We start from the raw sequence: 23,928 nt of genomic DNA, 5'->3' as shown, positions 1-23,928 counted from the left end.
TGGAAAGGCAGGTTCCTGCAGAGACCGCGGGGAGTCTGCAGGAACCCGCCCTTCACCGCCTAGCTTTCGTAGCCTCCGTCGTCGGGCTCCTGCGTGTAGGAGTAGTGCGAGATGTACTTGCCCTGCAAGCCCGTGATGGTCACTGACGTGACACCGGGGTCAAAGGTGGTTATGACCGCACCCAGCCCTTGGTTGGCAGAACCGGACTTAACGCAAACAGAGGTGATGAGCATCCCTGGGTCTGCCGTAAGCAGAATGCTGCTTACGTTACCCGTGACGTCGATCTTGCCGGAAGTTCCGGCCGGGCAGATCTGGTTGGCCGGCGGGGCTGCACTGGCTGGCATAACACCGCCGCCCAGGAGAACCAATCCGGCCACCGCACCGGCGGCTAGCAACTTCTTCATTTCCTGCTCCTTCTCGAGTGATTCATGAGAACGGCCCCCGCACCTCCTACTACGGCGTCGGCGTAGGGTCCGGTTTACCCAGGGCAAGGAACTTCCACAGTCTTGCTCCGGCCTGCCGGATCCCGCCATTCACATGTCGAGACTGCATGTTCTCCACCGCCCGGTCAGCAGCGATCCATTTCCGCACTTCGCGGCCTATCTGGGTTCGCCCGCTAGTCCTTAGGGTAGGGATTTCCGGTTCCCCTGGCCTGAGTGGTGTGTACTCGATTCGGAAGGGGGGTTTCCCCTTGGTACTCGCACTTAAAAGGGCGACGGCGGCCCCCCCCTGCTAAGGGAGGTGCCGCCGTCGAGGGGCTTATCTGTAATTGCCCCTTTACTCGGTGACTGCCGCGGCTACTGCTGCGGATACGGCCGGCGCAACCCGCGGGTCCAGCGGGCTGGGCACAATGTAATCTGCGGACAACTCCGGCTCGGCGAGTTCGGCTATGGCGCGTGCAGCGGCAAGCTTCATCTCGGGCGTAATCCGGCGGGCACCGGCGTCGAGCGCCCCGCGGAAAATTCCGGGGAAGGCGAGGACGTTGTTGATCTGATTGGGGAAATCACTCCGGCCGGTGGCCACCACTGCCGCGTATTTGGAGGCGACCTCCGGCAGCACTTCGGGGTCCGGGTTGGAGAGTGCAAACACGATGGAGCTGTGGTTCATCAGCTTCAGGTGCTCCTCGGCCAGCTGCGATGAGGATACGCCAATGAAGACGTCGGCGCCGAGGAGGGCCTCGGCCGGGCCGCCTGACAAGGCGCGGGGATTGCTCTTCCCGGCCAGCTCTGCCTTCTTGCTGTCAGGGTTCGCCGCGATGTCCGCCCGGTCCTTGACGATGACCCCGCGCGAGTCCAGGACAACGACGTCCTCGATGCCTGCCGCGAGCAGGATCTCTGCAACTGCAATTCCGGCTGCACCCGCGCCGGAAACAACAATCCGGAGGCCTGCGAGTTCACGGCCGGTGACTTTTGCGGCACCCGTGAGGGCGGCCAGGACCACAACGGCGGTGCCGTGCTGGTCGTCATGCATCACCGGGCAATCCAATGCCTCAATGAGCTTCTCCTCCAGCTCAAAGCAGCGCGGTGCCGAGATGTCCTCGAGGTTCACTGCGCCGAAGCTGGGACGCAGGCGCACCAGGGTCTCCACGATCTCGTCCACATCGGTGGTGTTGAGGACCAGCGGAATGGAGTCAAGGTCACCAAAGGCTTTGAAAAGAGCTGATTTGCCTTCCATAACCGGCAAGGAAGCACTGGGGCCGATGTCACCGAGGCCCAGAACCGCTGTTCCGTCACTGACGACGACGACGAGGCGCTCTGCCCACGTCAGGGTCTTTGCGAGCTTCGGATCGGCATGAATGGCCCGGCTGACCTGAGCCACCCCGGGCGTATAAGCGATTGAAAGGTCCCGCTTGGTAGCCAAGGGGACGGTGCTGGCTATGGAGAGCTTGCCGCCCTGGTGGGACGCGAAAATTTCCTCTTCGCTCAAGGTCGCGGCGGATTCAAGGTCGGTGGGAGTGGTCGTTTCAATGGACACGTCGTTGTCTCCTGGTCTAGGCCGTGGTGGCACGGGATAGGAAAGGCTCAAGCGCGGGCCGCTTGAGTTGGGCAGGTCAGCGAAGTCCATGAACGATCCAAGGGGTGGCTGGACCGCCGTGTCTCCTGCGGGAGGAACTGCTTGCCCTCCGGTACTGCCATGGTAAATCGCCGGAAGGAGCCAACCAGACCACTCTTGGGCCCAGTGCACGAATTAAGGCGTGCCTAGGCTGTCTGAGTGACGCAAATTACTGCCTTGTGTCCCGATTATGACTAGCCGGTCTAGACCACTGACTGTAACGCCCGGGGGGCCGCCAGAAGCGAACAAGCCTGCTTGAGATCCTCCTCGGCCTCAAAAAGGGAGAGCCTGCGGCACCGGACTGACTGCACCAACCCGGAGATTGCCAGCAGGAGGATCCGGGACTTGGCAGGATCGCCGCTGGCCACTGTCACTGCCTGCTCTGCGATTGCATCGATTTCCCGCAGGAGGTCCGTTGTGTCCCTGTCCTTGTGGTAGCTGGTCCGGCTCAGGCACTGCTCCACGGCCGGCTGCATGACACGCATGTGGAAGATCTCCATGGTGACTCCCACCAGGGCATGGACGCGGATGTTGCCTTTTCCCGGCCAGCTACCTACCTGCAGCTCGCCCAGCTGTTTCCGGTAGAGGGCCAACATCAGATGTGTGGCAGATGGAAAATAGCGGTACAGCGTACCCAGCGGAACGTCAGCTTTGGCAGCAACCTCGGAAAGAGTAATGGACTCAAGCCCTTTGCGGGCGAATCCGGCGGCTTCATCCAGGATCCGGGCGTAGCGCAGCTGCTGGCGCGGGAGCAATGGCGGAGCGGCCATGGGTGGCAGATCTGAATTTAGTTCAAGCATCAGCACGTTCCGGGAGAGGGCTTATTTTGCAACGGCAAAGCAGGCCCCCGGTCACCGCACTGCAGCAGCAATTCGCTGACAACTATACGGCACGTAAGTTTGGCGTATTCAGTAAAGGGCGATGAACCGACAACCGGTCTGTGTGTACACGTTCCCTATTGAACGCCCTTGATTTTAACCACGAAAACGGCGCCGAGCAGTCCAATGGCAGCAGCGGTACTGAAGAGCGTCACGTACCCGCCAAGGTATTGGAGTGAGACGAAAGCGATCACCGGGGCCACTACCTGTGGGAGTGAGTTGGCCACGTTGATCACCCCCATGTCCTTTCCGCGGTCCACGGCCGTCGGAAGAACCTGGGTCAGCAGGGCGAAGTCGACGGCGAGGTAGGCGCCAAAGCCGATTCCCAGCACGGCGGCGCCAACCAGGGCACCCGACCACACTGGGAAAAAAGCCATGATGAGGCCGGCGGTGGCAATGGTGGCCGATGAGGCGATCACAAACGGCTTGCGCCGTCCCACCCGGTCGCTCCAAGGCCCGGCAAGCACAGCGGTGATCATCACCATCATCGCGTAAATGCCCGTCAGGATCAGCACGCCCAGGGCGGGGTCCTCGTGCTTGATGACATCCCGCAGGAAGAAGAGCAGGTAAATGATGGTGGACTGATTCCCGACGTTGACAAGGAAGCGCGTCAGCCAGGCCCACGCAAAATCAGGATGCTTTACTGGGCTGATCCAAAAGCCTCGCAAAAAACCCAGCCAGGTGAATGCGGGCCTGGCGCTCAGCGGCAACGCGGGGTCGTTCCTGTTAAAGAGGTACGGAATGATGCTCAGGATCAGCGCCGCGGCACAAAGCCAGTAGCCCACCATGTAATTTCCCGTGACCACAGCACCGAAGACTGCGCCCAGGAGGATCCCGGCAGTCTGGCCCATGGCCGCGAGTCCCCCAACCCCGCCGCGCTGGAAGACGGGAACCCGGTCCGGAACTGCCGCCGTGATCGCAGCATAGGCTGCGTTGGCACCGAGTTGAACCAGGCACCAACAAAGCACCAGAAGAGCGACGGCGGTGGCGCCGGACATAGCCAGCAGCGCGGCCGTCGCAAGGACTGCACCTGCCAGGACCCAGGGCGAGCGCCGGCCAAAGCGGGAGACCGTGCGGTCGGACAGCGCCCCGAACAACGGGTTGGCAACCAGGGAAACAGCGGCTCCACAGCCCGTGACAAGCGAAAGGATGGCTTCTTTGTTGGCGGCGTCGATCCCGATGGCGTGTTGGCCGATAAAGACATTAATAGGGCCGAAGAACGCAGCATTGATCCCGACGTTGACCAGGACCAGTCCTGTCACCCAGCCGGGCGTTACCTTCCGGGTCGGCTCCGCGAGCGCAGCTGCGGCCATCGTCGCCCCCTCGGCCTCGGGCGTCATGCCAGGCGTTTCGGACAGGCTCATCGGTTCCCCTTGGAAGACACGGACAGTGTGAGTTCAGACTATCGTGGGCAGCAGCCATTTCAGGCGATCCCTTCAGCCCTTAAACAGCCAGTAAGCGAACATCCTCTGAACTAAGGAGAAGTTATGACCGAGCCATCCGTTGCAACTGCCGATCTGTACGACGAACGCGGTGAAGATCTGGCCTCCGTCTCGCTCCAGTTTCAGTCCCTGGGCGGTCACACCCACTTCAGCGGCCCTGTCCGCACCATCAAATGCTTCGAGGACAACGCCCTGGTCAAAGAAGTTCTCGGGAAACCGGGAGACGGTGCCGTCCTGGTAGTGGACGGAGACAGTTCACTGCGCACCGCCTTGATGGGAGACATGATTGCGGCGAGCGCCGTCCAAAACGGTTGGGCCGGCGTCGTAATTAACGGTGCCATCCGGGACCGCGAGGCAATCGCCGAACTACCGCTGGGCGTAAAGGCGCTGGGCAGCAATCCGCGGAAAAGCTCGAAGACGGGTGCCGGAGAGACCGACGTCGATCTCCTCATAGACGGCGTCACCATCCGGTCTGGCGCGATGATCTGGTGCGACCCTGACGGCATCCTCGTAGAACGCTGACAGGGCGGGGTGAAGTCAAGGCTTGCGCCTTATGCACCCCCGCTGCAGCCCTTGCGAAGTTCTCACATCAGAAAAAATTCTCCCATTCGGGAACAACCGGGGCAGTAAGATAGTTACTGAAAGCAACTATCTCATTTAATTCCGTTCGTACCCCTTGGAGAAACCATGTCCAAAAGCACCGCCGTGCGGGCACCGGGTGAAACCCTGACTCACCGCCAGACCCTGACAGTCATGGTGGGACTCATGCTTGGCATGTTCCTGTCGTCGCTGGACCAGACCATCGTCTCTACCTCTATCTACACCATCGCAAACGACCTCGACGGCTTGTCGCTGCAGGCCTGGGCCACCACCGCTTACCTGATCACCTCAACCGTGAGCACTCCGCTTTACGGGAAGCTCAGCGACATCTTTGGCCGCCGTCCGCTGTACCTCACCGCCATCGTGATCTTCCTGCTGGGCTCCCTCTACGCGGGGTCTGTGCATTCGATGATGGAGCTGGCCATTGCCCGCGGCATCCAGGGCCTCGGGGCCGGTGGATTGCTGGCGTTGGCGTTGACCATCATCGGTGACATCGTTGCCCTCAAGGACCGGGCCAAGTACCAGGGCTACTTCATGTCGGTCTTCGGCATCTCCTCAGTCCTTGGACCCGTGATCGGTGGTGCATTCGCAGGATCAGCAAACATCCTGGGCTTTGACGGCTGGCGCTGGGTGTTCTTCATCAACCTTCCGATCGGCTTGGCCGCCCTCGCCGTCGTGTTCCTCTACCTTCACCTGCCCGTAAAGCACGTCAGGCAAAAGATTGACTACTGGGGAGCGGCGGCCATCACCCTGGCGATCGTTCCGCTGCTTCTTGTGGCCGAACAGGGCCGCGTCTGGGGTTGGACGTCGGTCAGCTCGTTCCTCTGCTACGGGCTGGGCGTTGTGGGAATCATTGCCTTCCTGCTGGCCGAAAAGCGTGCCGGTGACTACGCCCTGATCCCCTTGCGCCTTTTCCAGAACATCACATTCGGACTGTCCTCAATGCTGAACTTCATCATCGGCATCGGCATGTTCGGCGCCATCGCCATGCTGCCCATGTACCTGCAGCTGGTCAAGGGACTCACTCCCACCCAGGCCGGGCTCATGATGATCACGTTCACCCTCGGCATCCTTACGGGTTCCATTACCGCCGGGCGCACTATCTCGGCGTCGGGCACCTACCGGATCTTTCCCATCATGGGCACAGCGATCCTGACCGGCTCCGCCGTCGTCATGGGCCTTTCCCTCGGCGCAGACACCGAGCTGTGGGTCCCGGGCCTGATCGCGGTGTTCTTCGGTATGGGGCTGGGCTTCTGCATGCAGCCTCTGACGCTGGCCATGCAGGTCTCCGTTCCGCCCAAGGACATGGGCGTTGGAACCTCCTCGGCAGCGTTCTTCCGGTCAATGGGCGGCGCCGTGGGCACTGCGGTGTTCATCTCGATGCTGTTCAGCATGGCGGCGGACAGGATCGCCAGCGGCATGAAAGCTGCCATGCAGAACGCCGACTACCAGGCCGTCCTCAACGATCCCGCAGTAGCCGCGGATCCCGCCAATGCCAAGCTCTATGAGTTCTTCAAGCAGGGCGCCACCAACGATTCCCTGAATGACACGAGCTGGCTGCACACCGCCAATGCCACTCTCACCAGGCCCATCACCGAGGGCTTCGCCCAGTCGATCGACATCGTGATGCTCACGGCAGCGGCCCTGACCGGCATCGCGTTCCTGATCAGCTTCGCACTCCCGAACAAGAAGCTCACGGATGCCAAGCCTGCTGCAGCCAAGGAGCCATTGGGCGCGGAGGCAGTACCGGCCCACTAGTGCACCAGGGGCGCCCGCGGGTGCTCCCTTGCGCAGCGTGCCTCTCAGCACAAGGAACGTCCGACGACGGCGGGAACCTCCCGCCGTCGTCGTCCCGCCTGTAGACCCTCCCTCACCTTTCGCAGGTTTTCTGGCAACCCTCCCTCACCTTTCGCAGGTTTTTGGGAACCCTCCCTCACCTTTCGCGAGTTTTTTGGAAACCCTCCCTCACCTTTCACAGGTTTCGGCCAGTAGGACGCGCCCTCCAAGAGGGGCAACTGGAACCTCCAACCGGGGCATGGCACACTGTTGAGCGCGCGTGCGCCGGCCTGCCGGGCTGGATCCCGAGCCAAAGATGTCTCTAGCGCTGAAATCCGATACAAGATCCAAGGGGAGATCCATGACCACATCCAGTACCGAAGTGCGCCCTGGCGTACCGCGTAAAGTGATCGGCCTTGCGGTCGCGGGCGCAGTGGGGGGATTCCTCTTCGGCTTCGATTCCTCTGTGGTTAACGGGGCAGTTGACGCCATTAAGGACGAGTTCGCTTTGTCCGAGGCCGTCACCGGATTCGCCGTGGCTGTGGCTCTCCTTGGCTGTGCCGCGGGCGCGTACCTGGCCGGAAAAGTAGCCGACAAGTATGGGCGCATTCCCGCCATGAAGCTTGGCGCGCTTCTGTTCCTTGTCAGCGCGGCGGGGACGGGCTTCGCCTTTGGCGTCTGGGATCTGATCTTCTGGCGGCTGGTGGGCGGACTCGGAATCGGCCTGGCTTCAGTCATCGCCCCGGCGTACATCTCGGAGATTTCTCCGCGCCACGTCCGTGGACGTCTCGCGTCGCTGCAGCAACTGGCCATCACAACAGGTATTTTCGCGGCGCTTCTGTCCGACGCGCTGTTTGCAACAAGCGCCGGCGGGGCCGACCAACATCTGTGGCTCGGGATCGAAGCCTGGCGGTGGATGTTCCTCGCGGCCGCCTTACCTGCCGTGGTTTATGGCTGGATCGCCTACAGACTCCCGGAATCGCCACGCTTCCTCGTGTTTAAGGGGAAAGAGGACGAGGCCCGCAAGGTGTTCGCGACCATCGCCCCGGGCGAGGACACTGACCGCAGCATCCGAGAAATCCAGGCGGCGATCGAGGAAGACAAGCTGGCTGGGCAGAAGGGCTCCCTCCGCGGAAAAGTCTTCGGGCTGCAGGCCGTTGTATGGATCGGCATCACGCTCTCAGTGCTGCAGCAGTTTGTCGGGATCAACGTGATCTTCTACTACTCCACCACTCTTTGGAAGGCCGTGGGTTTCCAGGAGAAGGACTCGCTCACCATTTCTGTGGCGACTTCCATCACCAACATCCTGGTCACGCTCGTAGCCATAGCGCTGGTGGATCGTATTGGCCGGCGGCCCATCCTGCTGGCTGGCTCAATCGGCATGGCGGTTTCTCTGGGTACCATGGCTGTGGCCTTCGCTTCCGCGACCGGCTCGGGATCAGAAATCTCCCTTCCGGGCGGCTGGGGACCGGTTGCATTGGTGGCGGCCAACGTCTTCGTGGTGAGCTTCGGCGCCTCGTGGGGACCACTCGTGTGGGTGCTGCTCGGCGAGATATTCCCCTCGAGAATCCGTGCCCGCGCTTTGGGTCTGGCCGCCGCCGCGCAGTGGATCGCCAACTTCGCCATCACCTTGAGTTTCCCGGTTATGGCGGCGGCTTCATTGCCCCTGACTTATGCCATTTACGCGCTGTTCGCGGCGGCGTCGTTCTTCTTTGTCATGTTCAAGGTGCCGGAAACCAATGGCATGTCCCTGGAGCAGGCCGAAACCCTGTTTGTATCCCCAGCAAAATAGCTGGGTCCGAAAAACCCTCCCTCACCTTTCGCGGCTTTTACCTATACCCTCCCTCAGGAGGTGAGGGAGGGTCGGCGAAAAACCTGCGAAACGTGAGGGAGGGTCGGCGAGGTCTCAGTCGTCTCTGGAGTTAACCTTCGCAAACAGCTCCAACACTTCGTCCACCGATGTTGCGGCTTCAAGCTTTGCCACCTGGGCCTTTTCAGCAAACACTTCTGCGATTGACGAGAAAATGTGCAGGTGCTCGTTGCTGATGCCGGCGACCCCCACGACGAACCTGACCACTTTACCGTTCCAGTCAATGCCCCGCGGATATCGGACAACCGAGACAGCGGATTTTTTGATGTGATCCTTGGCGGCGTTGGTACCGTGCGGGACGGCCAGATAGCTGCCCATGTAGGTGGAAACTGATTCCTCGCGCTCGTGCATAGCCGTGATGTAGCCGCTATCCACAGCACCGCGGTCCAGCAACAACCTGCCAGCTTCATAGATCGCTGCGTCCCGGGTAGTGGCCGTCCCATTCAGGATCACACTGTTCGAGGCAAGGATCCTTGATCCCCCGTCTGCACTCTCAGGTGCAGGCGCGTCGACGTCTCGAGCAACGCGGAGACCGGTGGAGCTGTTGGAGATGCGGTGGAGCCATTCGAGGAAGAGCTTGAGTTCTGAACTTGAGAGCTGATCCGAGTGCGAGGCCTGGAGCGCGGCGTTAAGGGCAATGGCGGCGACCACCACTGATGATTTGCCGGAATCATCCGGTGCCGCCTCTTTGGCCTCGTCTGTGGACACCGCGAAAATCATGGCGTCACGGGTCATGGTGGAAAGTTCCAGATTCCGGTCCGCAACAGGTTCGGCAATGAGCATGAGAGTGACACCAACATTGGCGGCGAGAATGCTTCTGGCCGCTTCCCTCGGGGGCACGTTGAGCTGGCCCGCGGCGGCCGCCTTGTTCAGCATTTCTTGCATCAAGGCTTCCGTAGATGCCACGACGGCGGGACGTCTTTCTGGCCGGATGTTGCCGAACATGACAAGGTACAGCTCAGGCTGATTGAGCCCGAACTGCACGTGGTTGTCCCACATCCGCCGGATGTCTTCCACCGGCTTGCCGGAAGGGGCGAAGTCGCGTTCGCCCCTTACGTATTCCTCGAAGCCGGCTGTAACAACCGCATCAAACAGCCCTTCCTTGTCGCCGAAGTGGTGGTATAGCGTCGGTGCGGTAACGCCCGCAAGTTGGGTGATTTGCCGCGTTGATACGGGGGCACCCGCTGACTTGGCGAGCAGCTCCGCCGCCGCGCGCAGCAGTCTCGCCTTTGGCGGCGGCTGGCCATCGAAACTCATAACCGCTACCCTAACACCTATAGCAACGCTATATGAACTGCATCACATACACTTTTTTCAGGCAAAGCAGCTACCGTCGGACGTAGCAGTACCGACCTCCAGCATCCGACGACGCAGCCTGGTTACCGGCAGAGAATGAGGACCTTCAGTGCAGAACTTCCCAGGAGTAGGCGTAAGCCCCGGCCGCATCATTGGCACCATCCGCCAAATGCCAAAACCGATCAGCGAACCCCTTGCCGGCGAGCGCCTGCCGGAGGAAATCTCACCCGAGGACGCAACGGCCCAACTCAAAGCGGCAGCCAAGGCGGTCCATGATGAGCTTAAGGAGCGGGCAGTCAAAGCCACCGGGGATGGCAAGGCAGTCTTGGAAGCCACGGCTCTTATGGCTACCGACACCATGCTCATCAAGGGCGCAGGCAAACTGATCGCCCGGGGAACGTCCGCGGAGCGCGCCATCTGGGAATCTGGTGCGTCTGTCTCGGAGATGCTGCTCAATCTGGGCGGCTACATGGCTGAGCGTGCCACCGATGTCCTCGATGTCCGGGCCAGGATTGTGGCTGAACTGCGTGGAGTACCCGCGCCCGGCATCCCCGAATCGGACACTCCGTTCATCCTGGTGGCCGAGGACCTGGCCCCTGCCGATACCGCAACTTTGGATCCCAACAAGATCCAGGCGCTGGTCACTGCGGGCGGCGGACCCCAGTCCCACACAGCCATCATTGCGCGCTCCCTCGGATTGCCGGCCGTCGTTGCCGCCGTTGGCGTCGATGAACTGCCGGACGGTACCGAAGTTTTTGTCGACGGCGCAGCTGGAACTATCACCGCGGATCCTAACGAGACACTGCGTTCTTCCGCCGAAGCCTGGGCGGCCACGGCCTCGCTCCTCTCAGAGTTCAGCGGTACGGGCTCGACGGCGGATGGCCACTTGGTGCCGCTGCTCGCCAACGTGGGCGGCGCCAAGGATGCCGTGGCGGCGGCTGCCCTCGGAGCCGAGGGCGTAGGGCTCTTCCGGACTGAGTTCTGTTTCCTCGAACGCGATACCGAACCCAGCGTTGAAGAGCAGGCGGCGGCCTACAAGGGCGTTTTTGATGCGTTCCCGGGCAAGAAAGTTGTCCTCCGGACCCTCGACGCCGGCGCCGACAAGCCGCTCCCGTTCCTCACCGACGCCACCGAACCCAACCCGGCCCTCGGCGTCCGCGGCTACAGGACGGACTTCACCACTCCCGGCGTCCTGGACCGCCAGCTTGAGGCCATCGGGCTGGCGGCCAAGGATTCCGAAGCCGACGTGTGGGTGATGGCACCCATGATCTCGACGGCGGAAGAGGCTGCGCATTTCGCCGCCATGTGCGCTGACGCGGGAATCACCACGCCTGGCGTCATGGTGGAGGTTCCATCAGCTGCACTTACAGCCGAAGCGATCTTGCGGGAAGTCGGGTTTGCCAGCCTGGGAACCAACGATCTCACCCAGTACGCAATGGCAGCCGACAGGCAGCTTGGCCCCCTCGCCGGGCTCAACACACCCTGGCAACCTGCAGTGCTGCGCCTGGTGGGACTCACAGTTGAGGGATCCGTTGCGGAAGGCCACAACAAACCCGTTGGCGTATGCGGCGAGGCGGCAGCAGATCCCGCCCTCGCCGTAGTCCTCACTGGCCTTGGTGTGTCCACCCTCTCGATGACCGCGCGCTCCCTCGCCGCAGTCGCCGCTGTGCTGAAGACCGTCACGCTGGCCGAGGCCCAGGAACTGGCGAAACTGGCCTTGTCCGCTCCCAGCGCCAGCGAGGCCCGGGCATGGGTACGTGCAAAGTTGCCGGTACTCGAGGAGTTGGGGCTGTAGGTTCACCCCGGTACCCAAAGGCTGGATTCAGCCGGGGATAATGTTCAGCCGGGTTAGGATTCAGCCATGGCACTGATAGCCCCACGGGTCACCGGCGCACTGCCCGTTGACGATGCCCGCAAGCTCAAGCGAGCCCTCGAGGGCAGCCACGACATCACCGTCTTTGTGGACGGTACTGTCCACCGGTTGCCCTCGCAGGCGAGGGACGCCGTCGTGGACCTCCTGACCCGATTCAGTGAGGGCGAGGCCGTCACAGTCAGCAGCGTGGAGGAAATGCTCACCACCTCCCGGGCCGCCGAGCTGGCGGGGATCTCACATACGTATCTGCGCAACATGACAGACCGTGGCGAGATCCCCGTGGAGTACAGGGGCACGCATCGCAGGATCCGGCTCACGGACATCATGGCTTGGCTGGAGACGCAGAAGAAGTCAGCGGCATTGCAGGAATCGGACGAGTCGAAGGACCCGGAAAACTCCAAGGCCTAACCGCACTTCCCTTCTGGGCCATTGACAGCACGAGTCTGCCTGAGCAGTATTGTGAGCGGTAACAATTTTGGTCGGGGTCAGAGGTTCCGGCACGAAAGGGAGCAATGCGTACGGAACTTGATGAACTGAACTGGGCCGGCAACTACAGCTACGGAGCTCCGGTCATCCACCGGCCAAGCTCGGTGGATGAAGCACAGGAAATCGTTGCCGCCCCGGGACAAATCCGGGCACTCGGCTCCCGTCACTCTTTCAATTCAATCGCCGATTCCGGCGGAGCCCTGATCTCGTTAGAGGCCCTTGAGCCGGCTATAAGTATTGACTCTGCAGCGCAGACAGTCTCGGTCTCCGGCGGAACGCGCTACGGAATCCTCGCCGAGGAGCTCGAGCGGAACGGCTTTGCGCTGGCGAACCTCGCGTCCCTGCCGCACATCTCCATTGCCGGCGCCATTTCCACGGCCACCCATGGATCCGGTGATGCCAACGGCAATCTCGCCACCTCGGTGGCTGAACTCGAGTTGATTGGGGCCGACGGAAACCTGCGGACCCTGCGCCGCGGAGAACCCGACTTCGACGGCTCAGTGGTTGCTCTCGGCGCTTTGGGCATCGTCACCCGGGTGACCCTGGACATCGAGCCCACCTTCTCGGTCCGCCAGGACGTGTTCGAAGCACTCGCCTGGGAGCAGGTGCTCGCAGATTTCGACGCCGTCACGGCCAGCGCTTACAGCGTCAGCCTGTTTACGGACTGGCAGGGGGACACGGTGGCGCAGTCCTGGTTGAAGAGCCGCGGCTACGACGGCGGTGTCCCAACCGCCGCACTCGGGGCGAGCTTCTACGGCGGGTCGCCGGCCCTCCGAGCCATGCACCCCTTGCCTGGCTTCTCCGGTGAGAACTGCACCCAGCAGTTAGGCGTTCCCGGCCCCTGGTCCGAGCGTCTTGCACACTTCCGGATGGCCTTCACGCCAAGCAGCGGCGCCGAGTTGCAAAGCGAATTCTTTGTGGCGCGCGAGCACGCGGCTGAGGCCATCACTGCCATGAGGGGACTCTCCGAGCGCATCACTCCCCTGCTGCAGGTCTCGGAAATCCGCACTGTCGCCGCCGATCAGCTGTGGCTCAGCCCTGCCTACGGCCAGTCATCAGTGGGCCTCCACTTCACCTGGAAGCCCGAACAGGCAGCTGTTGAGGAGCTTCTTCCCCTGATGGAGGCCAGGCTGGCCCCGCTCGGCGCCCGCCCTCACTGGGGCAAGCTTTTCCAGGCGGACGCCGGAACCCTGGCACCGCTGTATCCCCGCTTCTCAGATTTCACGGCACTGGCCGAGCGCGTGGACCCTGAGCACAAATTCCGCAACAGCTTCCTGGAGAGCAAGGTGTTCGGCGGCTAGCTCAGATCCGTGGACGGGAAGCCCAACGCCGCGTTTTGAGAGCCGCATGGAGTTCCAGGCGCACCATCCCTTTGAGCGGATCAACTCCCAGCACCTGCCGGATCCTGCCCAGCCTGTTGTAGATGCTGCTCCGGTGCAGATGCAGCTTGTCGGCAACATCCTGAACTGAGCCGTCGTTGTCGTAGAGCAGCTCGAGCACAGGAAGCAGTTCGCCGTTGCGGTCGTGGTCCTCCAGGAGATGGAAGTACACAGATCCGGCATCTGCCCATGCTCCCGTCCCGCCTCCGGCCGACGCCAGCAACTGGTAAATGCCGGTTGCACGGCAGTCCACCAGCTCGCCGAGCTGCGGATCAACTGCTGCCGCCTGTGCCGCCTGCCTCGACTGGTTGTAGGCAAGGCTCAGCTCCCGCGGTTTGCTGAAGCCCTCACTGCATCCAAGGATGATCCGCTGCACAGGCCGCCCGGAACGTTTGGCCAGCTCCAACTGGTAGTGCACCAGGACCTGGGCGTGGCTGGCCCGGCCGATCGATTCCCGGAACAGCACCACCGCGTGGGTTTCCGTGCCGGCGCTGAACAGGGTTGAATCCACTCCGATGGTTGCCTGCAGCGCGGCAGACCGGTGGATGAGCGTGGAGGCGATGGGATCAGGGCCTTCAATCCAACCATCGGCATCGATGATGGTCACGAGCTGCCAGGGCCCCTTGCCCTGCACTTCCTTCCACCCCGCAACGGCCGCCACAGCGTTGCTTTCCCCGGCGCACGCCTTCAGGAATTCCTGCTCACGGCGCCGGCGGAACTCCGATTCTGCTGTATTGGACTCGAGGAGGAGGCCGGACAGCTGCTCCAGCTCCTCCCGGACGTCGGGCAGCTGCCCCAGGATCGCCGTCGCGCTTTCATCTTCAAGGTCCTGTTGGACCCACAGGTACCCCACGCGGAAACCGCGCACCAGCAGCGGGACGCATACGCGGCCCAGCATCCCCAGGTCCTCGTTGGCAGGCACGACGACGGGGCGAACCGCCGTCGCGATCCCGTGCGAAAGCTGCCAGGCACTTACATCAGCCGGAACCCGTTTGCTTAGCAGGAAGTTCACCCGGACACGGTCGGCATGGGATTGGTTGGAGCTGTAGGCGAGCAGGACGCCGTCGAGGTCTTCAAGGGAAAGCCCCCGGCCTAACTTGAGTGCCACGTGCTCGACGAGCTGTTCCACATCCTGTTGCTGCATGGTGCAAGAGTACTGCTCTTGTGGGCACCCGGACCTCACTTAGCTGGACCAACAAGAGGCGACAGTTGACGCTAGAGCGTTAGACAAATGTCGAGGCGATTTCAACCAAAACCCTGAAAGCAAGCGGAAGTGACGCTTTGGCTTGGCCGCTTCTAATGTCGCGTGCCTCACAACCGGATTTATTCTGGAATCACACCCACACTTCCATCTGGCCCTTACAAAGCCGCCGAACCTGGAGCCCAAAAATGATCATCGGTATCCCAAAAGAGATCAAGAACAACGAATTCCGCGTAGCCATCACCGCTGCGGGCGTTCACGAATTCCTCATGCACGGCCACACAGTTCTGGTGGAGCGCGGCGCGGGGCTGGGCTCGGGAATCACCGACGAGGAATACTCGATTGCCGGCGCCGAGATCGTGGCAGATCCCGACGATGTCTGGGGCCGCGCGGACATGGTGATGAAGGTCAAGGAGCCCATCAAGGCCGAATACCACCGCTTCCGCAAGGGCCTCATTCTGTTCACCTACCTGCATCTGGCAGCGGAGCCGGAACTGACCCACGAGCTGATCAACTCCGGCGTGACTGCCATCGCCTACGAAACGGTGCAAGAGGGCCGCACGCTTCCACTCCTGGCCCCGATGTCTGAGGTGGCGGGCCGCTTGTCGGTCCAGGTAGGCGCCGCTTCGCTCATGGCGCCGGCGGGCGGCAAGGGCGTGCTGCTGGGCGGGGTTCCGGGAGTACGTCCCGCCAAGGTTGTGGTGCTGGGTGCCGGAGTGGCCGGAACAAACGCCGCCGCAATGGCGCTCGGGCTTGGCGCGGACGTCACCATCCTGGACATCAACATCCCCCGGCTCCGGGAACTCGACGCCCAGTATCAGGGCCGGCTGAAGACTGTTGCGTCCAACAAGTACGAGATTGAAAAGTCAGTAGTGGATGCTGACCTCGTGATCGGCTCCGTCCTGATCCCGGGAGCCAAGGCCCCCAAGCTGGTGACGAATGAACTGGTGGCACGGATGAAGCCGGGCTCGGTGCTCGTGGACATCGCTGTGGACCAGGGCGGCTGCTTCGAGGACACCCACCCCACAACTCACCAGGAGCCTACGTACAAGGTGCACAACACCATCTTTTACTGTGTGGCGAACATGCCCGGCGCCGTTCCCAACACTTCCACCTATGCGCTCACCAACGTCACCCTGCGCTACGGCGTCGCTCTGGCGAACCTGGGCGTGAAGGCGGCCTTCGAGAAGGATCCCGCGCTTGCAGCCGGCCTAAACATCGCTGTCGGCCATGTGGCCCACCATTCAGTGTCGGAGGCACACAACCTGCCGCTCGTAGCCGATTGGCACCAGCTGGTCAGCGCCTGAGTGTTTCCCCATCGACTGCTCCGAAAGTGCCCTTTTGAGGCCTGATTACGGCACTTATGGAGCAGTCGATTAGGTTAAGCCAGCTCCCGGGCCTGCTCTATTAGTTTGAGGACTTCGACGGCGTCTTGGGGGTTGACCGGGAGGGGAAGGGCCGAGGAGGCGCCGCCGTCGTGGATCTTCTCCCCCAGCATCCGATAGAACTCCGGATAGGCTCCCCGCTCGGTTGGCAGCTTGTCCAGGTGCCCGTCGCGGCCAAGAGTTCCGGCCCATTCCGGGGCCTCAAGGCCGTACTCCTCGTCCAGGGGACCTCCACCGGCCACGATGTAAGGTTCCTGGGGGTCCACGCCGTGCTTGGTGAATCCGCCTTCGCTTCCCAGCAGACGGAAGCGCGGACCCTGCTGGGCGCACAGCATGTTCATCCAGAGGTGGCTGATGACGCCCGACTCATGACGCAAGGCCAGGAAGGCGTCGTCGTCCACGTTTTCGCCCGGGCGCCTGATCTGAAGTTCGGCATGTGCCACAGTGGCCGGACCGAAAAGCTGAAGCGCCTGATCCAAGAGGTGGGTGCCCAGATCGAACAGCACCCCTCCCCCTTTTTCGGCTGTTGCTTCCGCCTTCCATGCCTTGGAGACCTGCGGCGACCACCGCTCGAACCGGGACTCGAACCGGCTCACGCCACCGAGGGCGCCGCCAGCGAGGAGGGTCCTGAGGGTGAGGAAATCGCCGTCCCACCGGCGGTTATGGAACACCGTGAGCACCCGCCCCAAGCGTTCGGCCAGCCCGATGAGTTCCTCACCTTCGCTGCTGGTCACCACAAAAGGCTTATCGACGACGACGTCGAGGCCCGCTTCCAGCGCGGCCTTCGCCAGCGGATAGTGGGTTGCCGGAGGGGTTCCGAGAACCAGCAGGTCGAGCTCGCCCGCCAACCCGAGGATGTCCGCGGGGGTGTTCACCAGCCGCGTCGCCGGGTAGCGCCCGGAAGCGGCGGACTTCCGGCCGGCGTCGGAAGTTGAAATGACGTCCAGGGAGAAATCGGAATTGCTCGCGATCAGCGGGGCGTGGAAAACACTGCCCGACAAGCCATAACCGGCCAACGCTGTCCGAATGGGGTCAGAACGGCTGGCGTCAAAGGAAGAGTCTGTAGTCATGGGGCAACGCTACCCCCGCACCCTCCCTCACATCCCGACCAATTTTCCCCAACCCTCCCTCACATCCCCGACCGGTGGCGCCCCGTAGGGGGCGAAAGGTGAGGGAGGGTTCGCTAAAAACCTGCGAAAGGTGAGGGAGGGTTCGCTAAAAACCTGCGAAAGGTGAGGGAGGGTTGAGGGGGCGGCTAGGCCTGGCCGACCACACGCGTGACCAGCTCGGACCACGCTTCCGCCAGCCGCTCGGGTGCCACATCCTGGACCCGCACTGCATAGAGCAGCCTCTCAGGGTCCAGGGTTGCGCCCAAAAATATCGCCATGAGCCAAGGATCGGCCTCCATTCCGGCGGCTCGGAGCAGCAGCTCGACGTGACGATGCCAGAGCTGCGTGGCGGGAACCTCGAGTTTTGTATAGACCGACTGGTCAGCAACCCTTGCCAGGTCCCCAAATTCCAGCAAGTAACCGATGCGGGCGTGGCCGAACGCTACCAACCTGTCCAGCGGCGGCGCACCCGGTCCAAGCGGGGGAGGGCCGAACATAAAACGCCCTTGGAATTCCGCCTCAGCGTCGCTCAGGAGGGTCATCATCAGCCCGGCCTTGCTGCCAAAGCGCCGGAACACCGTTCCCTTGCCGACGCCGGCGCGTTTGGCGAGCTTGTCCATCGTGAAAGTTTCCACTCCGCACTCATCCAGGAGTTCACGCGCCGCCAGCAGCAGGCGTTCCCGGTTCCGAGCAGCGTCGCTTCGTTCTGAATCCTCATCCGGGGACCCAGAGCGGATTGGGATAAGGCTCACAAAAAACATTCTAGACCGTGGGAATATTAACCGGACCGTGGTCCGTTTAGCTCTCTGAAGGCTTCACGCCTCACCTACAGCAAACCGCCGCCCCAACCGGTGGCTGACACTAGGAGTTCATATGTCAAAGAGCACCGTACTCGCCCTCGTCGGCAGCCTGCGCGCAGAGTCCACCAACCAGAAGCTTGCTGAGGCCATCCAGGCCAACGCGCCGGAGCAGGTGGACGTCATCATCCATGAAAGCCTGGGGAATATCCCCTTCTACAACGAGGACATCGACGTCGAAGGTCAGGTACCGGCCGCGGCCGCAGCACTCCGCGCCGCCGCTTCCGACGCGGACGCCCTGCTCCTGGTGACCCCCGAGCACAACGGCACCATCCCCGCTTCGCTCAAGAACGCCATCGACTGGCTGTCCCGTCCGTACGGTGCAGGTGCCCTCACCGGCAAGCCCACCGGCGTCGTCGGAACCGCCTATGGTCAGTTCGGCGGGGTGTGGGCCCAGGATGAGACCCGCAAGGCTATCGGTATCGCCGGCGCCCAGGTCATCGAGGGTGTCAAGCTCGCCGTACCGGGCTCCGTGGTGCGTTTCGCTGAAATCCACCCGAAGGACGACGCCGAGATCGTGGAGCAGATCAAGGATGTCTTCGATGCCATCGCTGAGAGCAGCCCGGTCGCCGCTGCCTGATTTTTTTCAGATCCAGAACGCCTCCGGCCGCCACTAAGGGCAGCCGGAGGCGTTCTGCATTCCGGCCCAAATCCGTGAAGGGGCCTTACGTATCGAACCGTGACCCAGCTGTCGCCGAACCGTCATCTGAAACGTATTCCGCCCCTCCCCGCTGAGCCGTAACGTTGATATACGGATTGCGGCGGGGCTGGAGGTGCGGGCTGTCATGAGGACCTCGCAGAGTTTCATGAGGGTAGCTGGATTGGCTTGCTGCCTTGCTATTCCTCTGTGGCTTGGAGGCTGCACCTCATCCGATACGCGATCCGCCACGGATGCAGTGGAGGGGTCAGTTGTCAGCCGGGCAACACCGGCGCCCACCCTTGCCACTCCTGGGCCGGAAGCCCAGCGGGCACCTACCCCGGTAACCGAGATTGCTCAAGCGGGCAGCCCGGGACTGGCACCCCGTGGGACGAGCGAACCTTCCAAGGAGCCGGCTGCAGAAACGCCGCCGACGGTCCCGCCCGTCTCCACCACAGCAGGTTCTGCATCAGCCGCTTCGTCCCCGCCGGGCCCGGTTCTTTCGGCTGAACCCGTGCCCCCGCAAGGGGCCGCTGTTGCCGCGGGAAATCCTCCGCCCACGAATGCGCGGCAGTCCGGAAAGGCTTACTTTGTTTTGCTCGACGACGGCGGCAGTGGCGGGGTTCGGTTCGGCTGTAACGACAGCCTCGTGTCCGTTCCCCTTGCCGCTCCCCTCGCAAACGAACCACTTCAATCCGCTCTTCTCGCCCTGCTGTCCGGGAGCAGCGGAGACGGATCCGCCCCTCAGGGGCTCTATAACGCTCTGGCTTCTTCTACTCTCAGCTTCGTCTCGGGTTACTTCGATGGATCCACAGTGGTGGTGAACCTGAGCGGCGCAGTACGTCCCGCGGGGACCTGTGATGTTCCAAGGATTGAGGCCCAGCTGACGCACACAGCCGTTATGGCAGTAGGTGCAACGCGGGCGGAAATCTACATCAACGGACGGAGCCTGGCCGAGGTCCTCAGTTCGCGGTAGAACAGGACCTGCCGCGGCAAGCAAACCCTGCGAGCAAACTCCAATAGGCAACAGAGGTTGCATAAACAACAACTGAGGGTTGTATCCTGAGGAATGTGAGCCACGAGACATTGGATGCCGCAGCGCAGTTGCTGCCCGCTGAAGCCGTTGAAGCAATCGAACGGGCGGCTACGTCCGCCCACCGCCACGAGGAACTCTTCTCGGAGCGCGCCGCCAACATCAAGCAGTCGGCCGTACGCGATGTGTTTGACATCTCCATGCGCCCGGGACTCGTGTCCCTGGCCGGAGGCAACCCCTACCTGCAGTCCCTCCCCCTGGACCGGCTGGCAGAAACAGCCGCTGCGATCATCGCCGAACAGGGAATGATTGCACTTCAGTACGGCAGCGGCCAAGGAAGCCTGGAGTTGCGGACGCAGATTTGTGAGGTCATGGCCGAGGAGGGAATTCTCGACGCCGTGCCGGAGAACGTGGTGGTCACTGCCGGATCCCAGTCGGCCCAGGACATTGCGGCAAAGGTCTTCTGCAACCCGGGCGACGTGGTCCTCGTGGAGAATCCGACTTATGTGGGTGCCCTGAATGCCTTTGAGGCATATCAGGTACAGGTAGAGACCGTTCCCATGGACGGAGATGGCCTGGTCCCCGAATTGCTGCAAGCGAAAATCAGCGCTCTCCACAAAGCCGGGAAGAAGATCAAATTCCTCTACACCATTCCCAGCTTCAACAACCCGTCAGGCATCACTCTCAAGCAGGAACGCCGCCAGCAGATCGTCGATATATGCCGCAACGCAAACATCTTGGTTCTGGAGGATAACCCCTACGGTCTTCTCCGTTTCGACGGCCGGCCCTTGGCGCCTCTGCGTACCGGCAACCCGGATGATGTCATCTACCTGGGCTCGTTCTCGAAGATCTTCGCTCCCGGGTTGAGGGTTGGTTGGGCTTTGGTCCCCGCACACCTTCAGCGCCGCTATTATCTGGCGTCCGAATCCGTAACGTTGTGTCCCCCGGCCTTCAACCAGATGCTGGTCTCTGCCTACCTGCGGGACTTTGACTGGAAGGGACAGATTCGCACCTACCGTAGCCTCTACGAGGAACGCTGCCAGGCCATGCTTGCCGCCCTCGAGAAGCACATGCCTGAGGGCATGAGCTGGACCAGGCCGGAAGGCGGATTTTTCGTCTGGGTCACGCTCCCCGCGGGAGTAGATACCTATCCGCTGCTTCACCAGGCCATCGAGGCGGGCGTTGTTTTCATTCCCGGAGCAGCATTCACCCATTCCACTGAACCGTCGAACAAGCTCAGACTCGCCTTCAGCGCTGTCCCACCCGAAGCCATCGACGAAGGCGTCCGCAGGTTGGCACCCGTAATGCGGGAAGCAATCGCCGCACTGTAGCCTGAAAACATCCCGGCTTGGCCCGGAGATGCATCGACTTAAAGGAGCAGGAATATGACCGGAATTATTGTTGTCGGCGTAGATGGCAGTGAAACGGCGATGAAGGCTGCCGAGACGGCCGCAGGTCTCGCCGCTTCCATGGGTGCCACCCTCCACGTGGTGAGCGCCTTCGACAGCGACCGTACTGAAGTCTTCGGAAGCGGGAGCGATCAGTGGATCGTATCCGATGCCGGCGCAGCAGAGAAGGTCGCCCGGGGCGTCGCTGATCGCCTGCGGACACCGGAGTTGTCCGTGACCTATTCCGCGGCGCGCGGAAAGCCGGCCGAGGCGCTGATCAATGAAGCCGAGCGGAATGACGCCACCATGATCGTGGTGGGCAATCGTCGCATGCGCGGAATCGGCCGTGTGCTGGGCAGTGTGGCCAACAGCGTTGCTCACAGCGCGCCGTGCGATGTCTACATTGCCAAAACGGACGACGTCGCCTGAGGCTGCCCCGCTTCCTCACCTTCGCGTGAAGCTCCTCCGGTTGAAACAATCACCGGAGGAGCGACCACGCTCCCGCCATGACTACTCCGCCGAACAATGAACCGGCAACTATCTGGCCAAGAGTGTGGGCGCCGAGCACGACCCGTGCCCACCCAACCAGCGGAATCAGCAGCAGCAACCAGAGACCAGCAGGTCCCAGCATTTGCGCCCCGATGACTGCAGAACAGGCAATCGCCGAAGCGTGGCCGCTCATTTTCCAAAAGAGGCTCACAGCGGCAAGAACAACGATGCCGCCCACGATTGTCAGAACCATGGCCAGCACACTGGCTGGTGCATCGAGGGACGTCAGCACCAGGAGTCCTGCCACAACCGAGACGGCTGTCATCATCAGCACGGGTGCGCGCTGTTTGCGGTTGCTCACATGATGATCGGTGATCTTTCCCAGTCTGACCAGCCAAATGACCACGGCGAACGGCAACGCGCAGACGAAACAAAGGGCCAAAGCCCCAAACCAGATGGTGCCGGGAAAACCGCCGTCGGCCGCTGGACTGACCAACAACATCACGGCAACCACCAGCGGCGGCTGCAGCACTTCCGAAATGATGTGGGCAATCCTGGTGCTCATCGATGCTGCTTGCGCGCGCGCCTCAGTGCGGGCGGTTCCGAGGTCCACGTTCACCATTAGCTAAAGTCCACCGTCAGTTTCTTTAGGCCACCGCTCAGTCAAGCAGCAGGGCAGGCTCTTCGAGGATGGCCGCGACGTCCGCCATGAACCTTGCCGAAAGATCTCCATCCACCACGCGGTGGTCAAAGGAGCCACCCAGGGTGGTGATCCAGCGCGGTATGACCTCTCCGTCCAGAACCCATGGCTTCTGCTTGATGGTGCCGAAGGCGACGATGGCTACCTCGCCCGGATTGATAATGGGGGTTCCCGTATCAATTCCCAGAGCACCGATGTTCGTGACAGTGAGGGTACCGCCCTGCATTTGCGCCGGCTGGGTCTTGCCTGCGCGTGCTGTGGTGGCGAGGTCGTTGAGGGCCAGGGCCAGTTCCTTGAGGGAGAGATCCTGGGCGTTCTTGATGTTGGGCACCATGAGCCCCCGTGGAGTTGCAGCGGCAATCCCGAGATTCATGTAGTGCTTTACATGGATTTCAGCGGTGTCACTGCCGTCGGTGCTGTCCACCCAGGTGGCGTTGACGCTCGGATTACGCGCCGCAGCCCAGATGACGGCCTTCGCGAGGATCAGGAGGGGGGAGACCCGGATGCCCTCAAAGTCACGCGACACTTTGAGCCGCTTCACAAACTCCATGGTCCGGCTGGCATCAACATCCACAAAAATGCTGACATGGGGAGCCGAGAACGCCGACTCCACCATCGCCTTGGCCGTCGCCTTGCGGACACCCTTGACCGGGATGCGCTCGATACGCTGGTCCTGCGGCTTGTTGGACTTGCCCCAGAAGGAATCGGCCTTATCCAGTTCGGCGTCGCGCTGTGACTGGTAGCTCACCAGGTCCTCCCTGGTGACTTCCCCGCGTGCGCCCGTCGGGACCACGTCGGACAGATCGATGCCAAGATCCCGCGCGATCTTGCGCACCGGAGGCTTTGCCAGGACCTTGTTCACCAGCCCGCTGATGGTCCCGCCGAGGGTCTGCCGGTCGCCGTCGCCGAGGGCGCCAGGGGCGGCTGTCTCCGTGATTTCCATTTGGAGGGCCTGCGGACGTACGACGGCGGCCGGCACCTCAGCAGCAGGAGGGGCAGCAGGCGTTACGGCCAAAACTGCCGGCGTGCCTGTGCCAGAGGCCTTCCGCGGCCGGCGCTTCACGGCGTCGGCCTTGGGGCCGGATCCGACCAGCGGTCCGCCCGCCTCCGGACCCGTGCCAGGGGTTTCCTCAGGCAGCTTGCCGTACAGGGGCGCAGCCGGGGTCGAAGCGGCGGGTTCTGCTGTCCGGAGGGCAGGGGCCGATACGTCAGCGGGAGTTGGGTCACCGGCCACAGCATCGCTGACGCTGATGATGGGGGTGCCGACGTCGATGGTCACCCCTTCGGGGACCAGCAGTTCGGTGACGGTACCGGCGAAGGGCGACGGCAGTTCGACGAGCGACTTTGCGGTCTCAATCTCGCAAAGGACGTCGTTAATAGCCACAGTGTCTCCGGCCTTGACCTTCCAGGAGACGATTTCAGCCTCGGTCAGCCCTTCGCCCACATCGGGGAGGTTGAACTTGTTCAGAGTCATAGG

General features: G+C 62.3%; 20 protein-coding genes and 2 pseudogenes. 11 read left to right on the top strand and 11 right to left on the bottom strand.

Annotated elements, in window-relative coordinates; genetic code table 11:
- Window positions 1–59: 59 nt before the first annotated feature.
- From M1E02_RS00735 to M1E02_RS00720, 4 genes are all read right to left on the bottom strand, one after another.
- Window positions 60–404, bottom strand: a complete 345-nt coding sequence (locus M1E02_RS00735; RefSeq protein WP_479376270.1) for a hypothetical protein — start codon at window positions 402–404, stop codon at window positions 60–62.
- A gap of 373 nt (window positions 405–777) precedes the next feature.
- Window positions 778–1,974, bottom strand: a complete 1,197-nt coding sequence (locus M1E02_RS00730; RefSeq protein ID WP_479376269.1) for an NAD(P)-dependent malic enzyme — start codon at window positions 1,972–1,974, stop codon at window positions 778–780.
- A 281-nt stretch (window positions 1,975–2,255) separates the two neighbouring features.
- Window positions 2,256–2,852: a TetR/AcrR family transcriptional regulator gene (locus M1E02_RS00725; protein WP_479376268.1), complete on the bottom strand. Its 597-nt coding sequence runs from the start codon at window positions 2,850–2,852 to the stop codon at window positions 2,256–2,258.
- A 155-nt stretch (window positions 2,853–3,007) separates the two neighbouring features.
- Entirely contained in the window at window positions 3,008–4,294 is a 1,287-nt protein-coding gene (locus tag M1E02_RS00720; RefSeq protein ID WP_479376267.1) for an MFS transporter, read from the bottom strand.
- A 123-nt stretch (window positions 4,295–4,417) separates the two neighbouring features.
- On the opposite strand from M1E02_RS00720, the gene rraA reads away from it, so the two are divergent.
- The 3 genes from rraA (at window position 4,418) to M1E02_RS00705 (ending at window position 8,540) form a co-directional block, all read left to right on the top strand.
- The gene (gene rraA, locus M1E02_RS00715; protein WP_479376266.1) at window positions 4,418–4,894 is read left to right on the top strand and encodes a ribonuclease E activity regulator RraA; all 477 of its coding nucleotides are present in this window, start codon (window positions 4,418–4,420) and stop codon (window positions 4,892–4,894) included.
- Window positions 4,895–5,059: 165 nt separating this feature from the next.
- Window positions 5,060–6,730, top strand: coding sequence for an MDR family MFS transporter (locus M1E02_RS00710; protein ID WP_479376265.1), 1,671 nt, complete (start codon window positions 5,060–5,062; stop codon window positions 6,728–6,730).
- 379 nt (window positions 6,731–7,109) lie between these two features.
- The gene (locus M1E02_RS00705; RefSeq protein WP_479376264.1) at window positions 7,110–8,540 is read left to right on the top strand and encodes a sugar porter family MFS transporter; all 1,431 of its coding nucleotides are present in this window, start codon (window positions 7,110–7,112) and stop codon (window positions 8,538–8,540) included.
- 114 nt (window positions 8,541–8,654) lie between these two features.
- On the opposite strand, the pseudogene M1E02_RS00700 reads toward M1E02_RS00705, so the two are convergent.
- A pseudogene (locus M1E02_RS00700) lies at window positions 8,655–9,110 on the bottom strand (PTS mannitol transporter subunit IIA); the annotation flags it as partial.
- 42 nt (window positions 9,111–9,152) lie between these two features.
- Window positions 9,153–9,875, bottom strand: a pseudogene (locus M1E02_RS00695) (TetR/AcrR family transcriptional regulator); the annotation flags it as partial.
- A gap of 148 nt (window positions 9,876–10,023) precedes the next feature.
- Here M1E02_RS00695 and ptsP point away from each other — a divergent pair.
- The 3 genes from ptsP (at window position 10,024) to M1E02_RS00680 (ending at window position 13,574) form a co-directional block, all read left to right on the top strand.
- Window positions 10,024–11,709 carry a phosphoenolpyruvate--protein phosphotransferase gene (ptsP, locus tag M1E02_RS00690; protein WP_479376263.1) on the top strand — a complete coding sequence of 562 codons (1,686 nt, stop codon included), beginning with the start codon at window positions 10,024–10,026 and terminating at the stop codon, window positions 11,707–11,709.
- A 66-nt stretch (window positions 11,710–11,775) separates the two neighbouring features.
- Window positions 11,776–12,195, top strand: a complete 420-nt coding sequence (locus M1E02_RS00685) for a helix-turn-helix domain-containing protein (RefSeq protein WP_479376262.1) — start codon at window positions 11,776–11,778, stop codon at window positions 12,193–12,195.
- A gap of 104 nt (window positions 12,196–12,299) precedes the next feature.
- Window positions 12,300–13,574 (top strand): D-arabinono-1,4-lactone oxidase, encoded by a 1,275-nt coding sequence (locus M1E02_RS00680; RefSeq protein WP_479376261.1) that lies wholly within the window; start codon window positions 12,300–12,302, stop codon window positions 13,572–13,574.
- 1 nt (window position 13,575) lies between these two features.
- Here M1E02_RS00680 and M1E02_RS00675 read toward each other — a convergent pair whose 3' ends face one another.
- Window positions 13,576–14,796: a PucR family transcriptional regulator gene (locus M1E02_RS00675; RefSeq protein WP_479376260.1), complete on the bottom strand. Its 1,221-nt coding sequence runs from the start codon at window positions 14,794–14,796 to the stop codon at window positions 13,576–13,578.
- 245 nt (window positions 14,797–15,041) lie between these two features.
- On the opposite strand from M1E02_RS00675, the gene ald reads away from it, so the two are divergent.
- On the top strand, window positions 15,042–16,160 hold the full coding sequence (gene ald, locus M1E02_RS00670) for an alanine dehydrogenase (protein WP_479376259.1): 1,119 nt from the start codon (window positions 15,042–15,044) through the stop codon (window positions 16,158–16,160).
- Window positions 16,161–16,234: 74 nt separating this feature from the next.
- Here the strand turns inward: ald and M1E02_RS00665 are convergent, their stop codons facing one another.
- On the bottom strand, window positions 16,235–17,308 hold the full coding sequence (locus M1E02_RS00665) for a Gfo/Idh/MocA family protein (RefSeq protein WP_479376258.1): 1,074 nt from the start codon (window positions 17,306–17,308) through the stop codon (window positions 16,235–16,237).
- Between the two features lie 185 nt (window positions 17,309–17,493).
- Window positions 17,494–18,099: a TetR/AcrR family transcriptional regulator gene (locus M1E02_RS00660; RefSeq protein WP_479376257.1), complete on the bottom strand. Its 606-nt coding sequence runs from the start codon at window positions 18,097–18,099 to the stop codon at window positions 17,494–17,496.
- A 121-nt stretch (window positions 18,100–18,220) separates the two neighbouring features.
- On the opposite strand from M1E02_RS00660, the gene M1E02_RS00655 reads away from it, so the two are divergent.
- From M1E02_RS00655 to M1E02_RS00640, 4 genes are all read left to right on the top strand, one after another.
- Entirely contained in the window at window positions 18,221–18,784 is a 564-nt protein-coding gene (locus M1E02_RS00655; protein ID WP_479376256.1) for an NAD(P)H-dependent oxidoreductase, read from the top strand.
- A 316-nt stretch (window positions 18,785–19,100) separates the two neighbouring features.
- Window positions 19,101–19,817: a GerMN domain-containing protein gene (locus M1E02_RS00650; protein ID WP_479376255.1), complete on the top strand. Its 717-nt coding sequence runs from the start codon at window positions 19,101–19,103 to the stop codon at window positions 19,815–19,817.
- A gap of 95 nt (window positions 19,818–19,912) precedes the next feature.
- Window positions 19,913–21,205: an aminotransferase-like domain-containing protein gene (locus M1E02_RS00645; protein ID WP_479376254.1), complete on the top strand. Its 1,293-nt coding sequence runs from the start codon at window positions 19,913–19,915 to the stop codon at window positions 21,203–21,205.
- A gap of 54 nt (window positions 21,206–21,259) precedes the next feature.
- Window positions 21,260–21,691, top strand: coding sequence for a universal stress protein (locus M1E02_RS00640; protein ID WP_479376253.1), 432 nt, complete (start codon window positions 21,260–21,262; stop codon window positions 21,689–21,691).
- A 49-nt stretch (window positions 21,692–21,740) separates the two neighbouring features.
- Here M1E02_RS00640 and M1E02_RS00635 read toward each other — a convergent pair whose 3' ends face one another.
- Window positions 21,741–22,316, bottom strand: a complete 576-nt coding sequence (locus M1E02_RS00635; protein ID WP_479378247.1) for a phosphatase PAP2 family protein — start codon at window positions 22,314–22,316, stop codon at window positions 21,741–21,743.
- Between the two features lie 94 nt (window positions 22,317–22,410).
- Entirely contained in the window at window positions 22,411–23,925 is a 1,515-nt protein-coding gene (locus tag M1E02_RS00630; protein WP_479376252.1) for a dihydrolipoamide acetyltransferase family protein, read from the bottom strand.
- Window positions 23,926–23,928 lie beyond the last annotated feature (3 nt).

It is taken from the genome of Arthrobacter sp. Z5-13 (assembly GCF_056499105.1).
This window is presented reverse-complemented; position numbering and strand designations above follow the sequence as displayed.

Excerpts from the sequence above, each read along its gene's own strand:
- M1E02_RS00655 (WP_479376256.1), top strand. The coding sequence starts at position 18,221 with ATGTCAAAGAGCACCGTACTCGCCCTCGTCGGCAGCCTGCGCGCAGAG.
- M1E02_RS00705 (WP_479376264.1), top strand. The coding sequence starts at position 7,110 with ATGACCACATCCAGTACCGAAGTGCGCCCTGGCGTACCGCGTAAAGTG.
- M1E02_RS00710 (WP_479376265.1), top strand. The coding sequence starts at position 5,060 with ATGTCCAAAAGCACCGCCGTGCGGGCACCGGGTGAAACCCTGACTCAC.
- M1E02_RS00630 (WP_479376252.1), bottom strand. The coding sequence starts at position 23,925 with ATGACTCTGAACAAGTTCAACCTCCCCGATGTGGGCGAAGGGCTGACC.
- M1E02_RS00725 (WP_479376268.1), bottom strand. The coding sequence starts at position 2,852 with ATGCTTGAACTAAATTCAGATCTGCCACCCATGGCCGCTCCGCCATTG.
- M1E02_RS00665 (WP_479376258.1), bottom strand. The coding sequence starts at position 17,308 with ATGACTACAGACTCTTCCTTTGACGCCAGCCGTTCTGACCCCATTCGG.
- M1E02_RS00680 (WP_479376261.1), top strand. The coding sequence starts at position 12,300 with ATGCGTACGGAACTTGATGAACTGAACTGGGCCGGCAACTACAGCTAC.
- rraA (WP_479376266.1), top strand. The coding sequence starts at position 4,418 with ATGACCGAGCCATCCGTTGCAACTGCCGATCTGTACGACGAACGCGGT.
- M1E02_RS00720 (WP_479376267.1), bottom strand. The coding sequence starts at position 4,294 with ATGAGCCTGTCCGAAACGCCTGGCATGACGCCCGAGGCCGAGGGGGCG.
- M1E02_RS00640 (WP_479376253.1), top strand. The coding sequence starts at position 21,260 with ATGACCGGAATTATTGTTGTCGGCGTAGATGGCAGTGAAACGGCGATG.
- ald (WP_479376259.1), top strand. The coding sequence starts at position 15,042 with ATGATCATCGGTATCCCAAAAGAGATCAAGAACAACGAATTCCGCGTA.
- M1E02_RS00635 (WP_479378247.1), bottom strand. The coding sequence starts at position 22,316 with ATGAGCACCAGGATTGCCCACATCATTTCGGAAGTGCTGCAGCCGCCG.
- M1E02_RS00685 (WP_479376262.1), top strand. The coding sequence starts at position 11,776 with ATGGCACTGATAGCCCCACGGGTCACCGGCGCACTGCCCGTTGACGAT.
- M1E02_RS00675 (WP_479376260.1), bottom strand. The coding sequence starts at position 14,796 with ATGCAGCAACAGGATGTGGAACAGCTCGTCGAGCACGTGGCACTCAAG.
- M1E02_RS00735 (WP_479376270.1), bottom strand. The coding sequence starts at position 404 with ATGAAGAAGTTGCTAGCCGCCGGTGCGGTGGCCGGATTGGTTCTCCTG.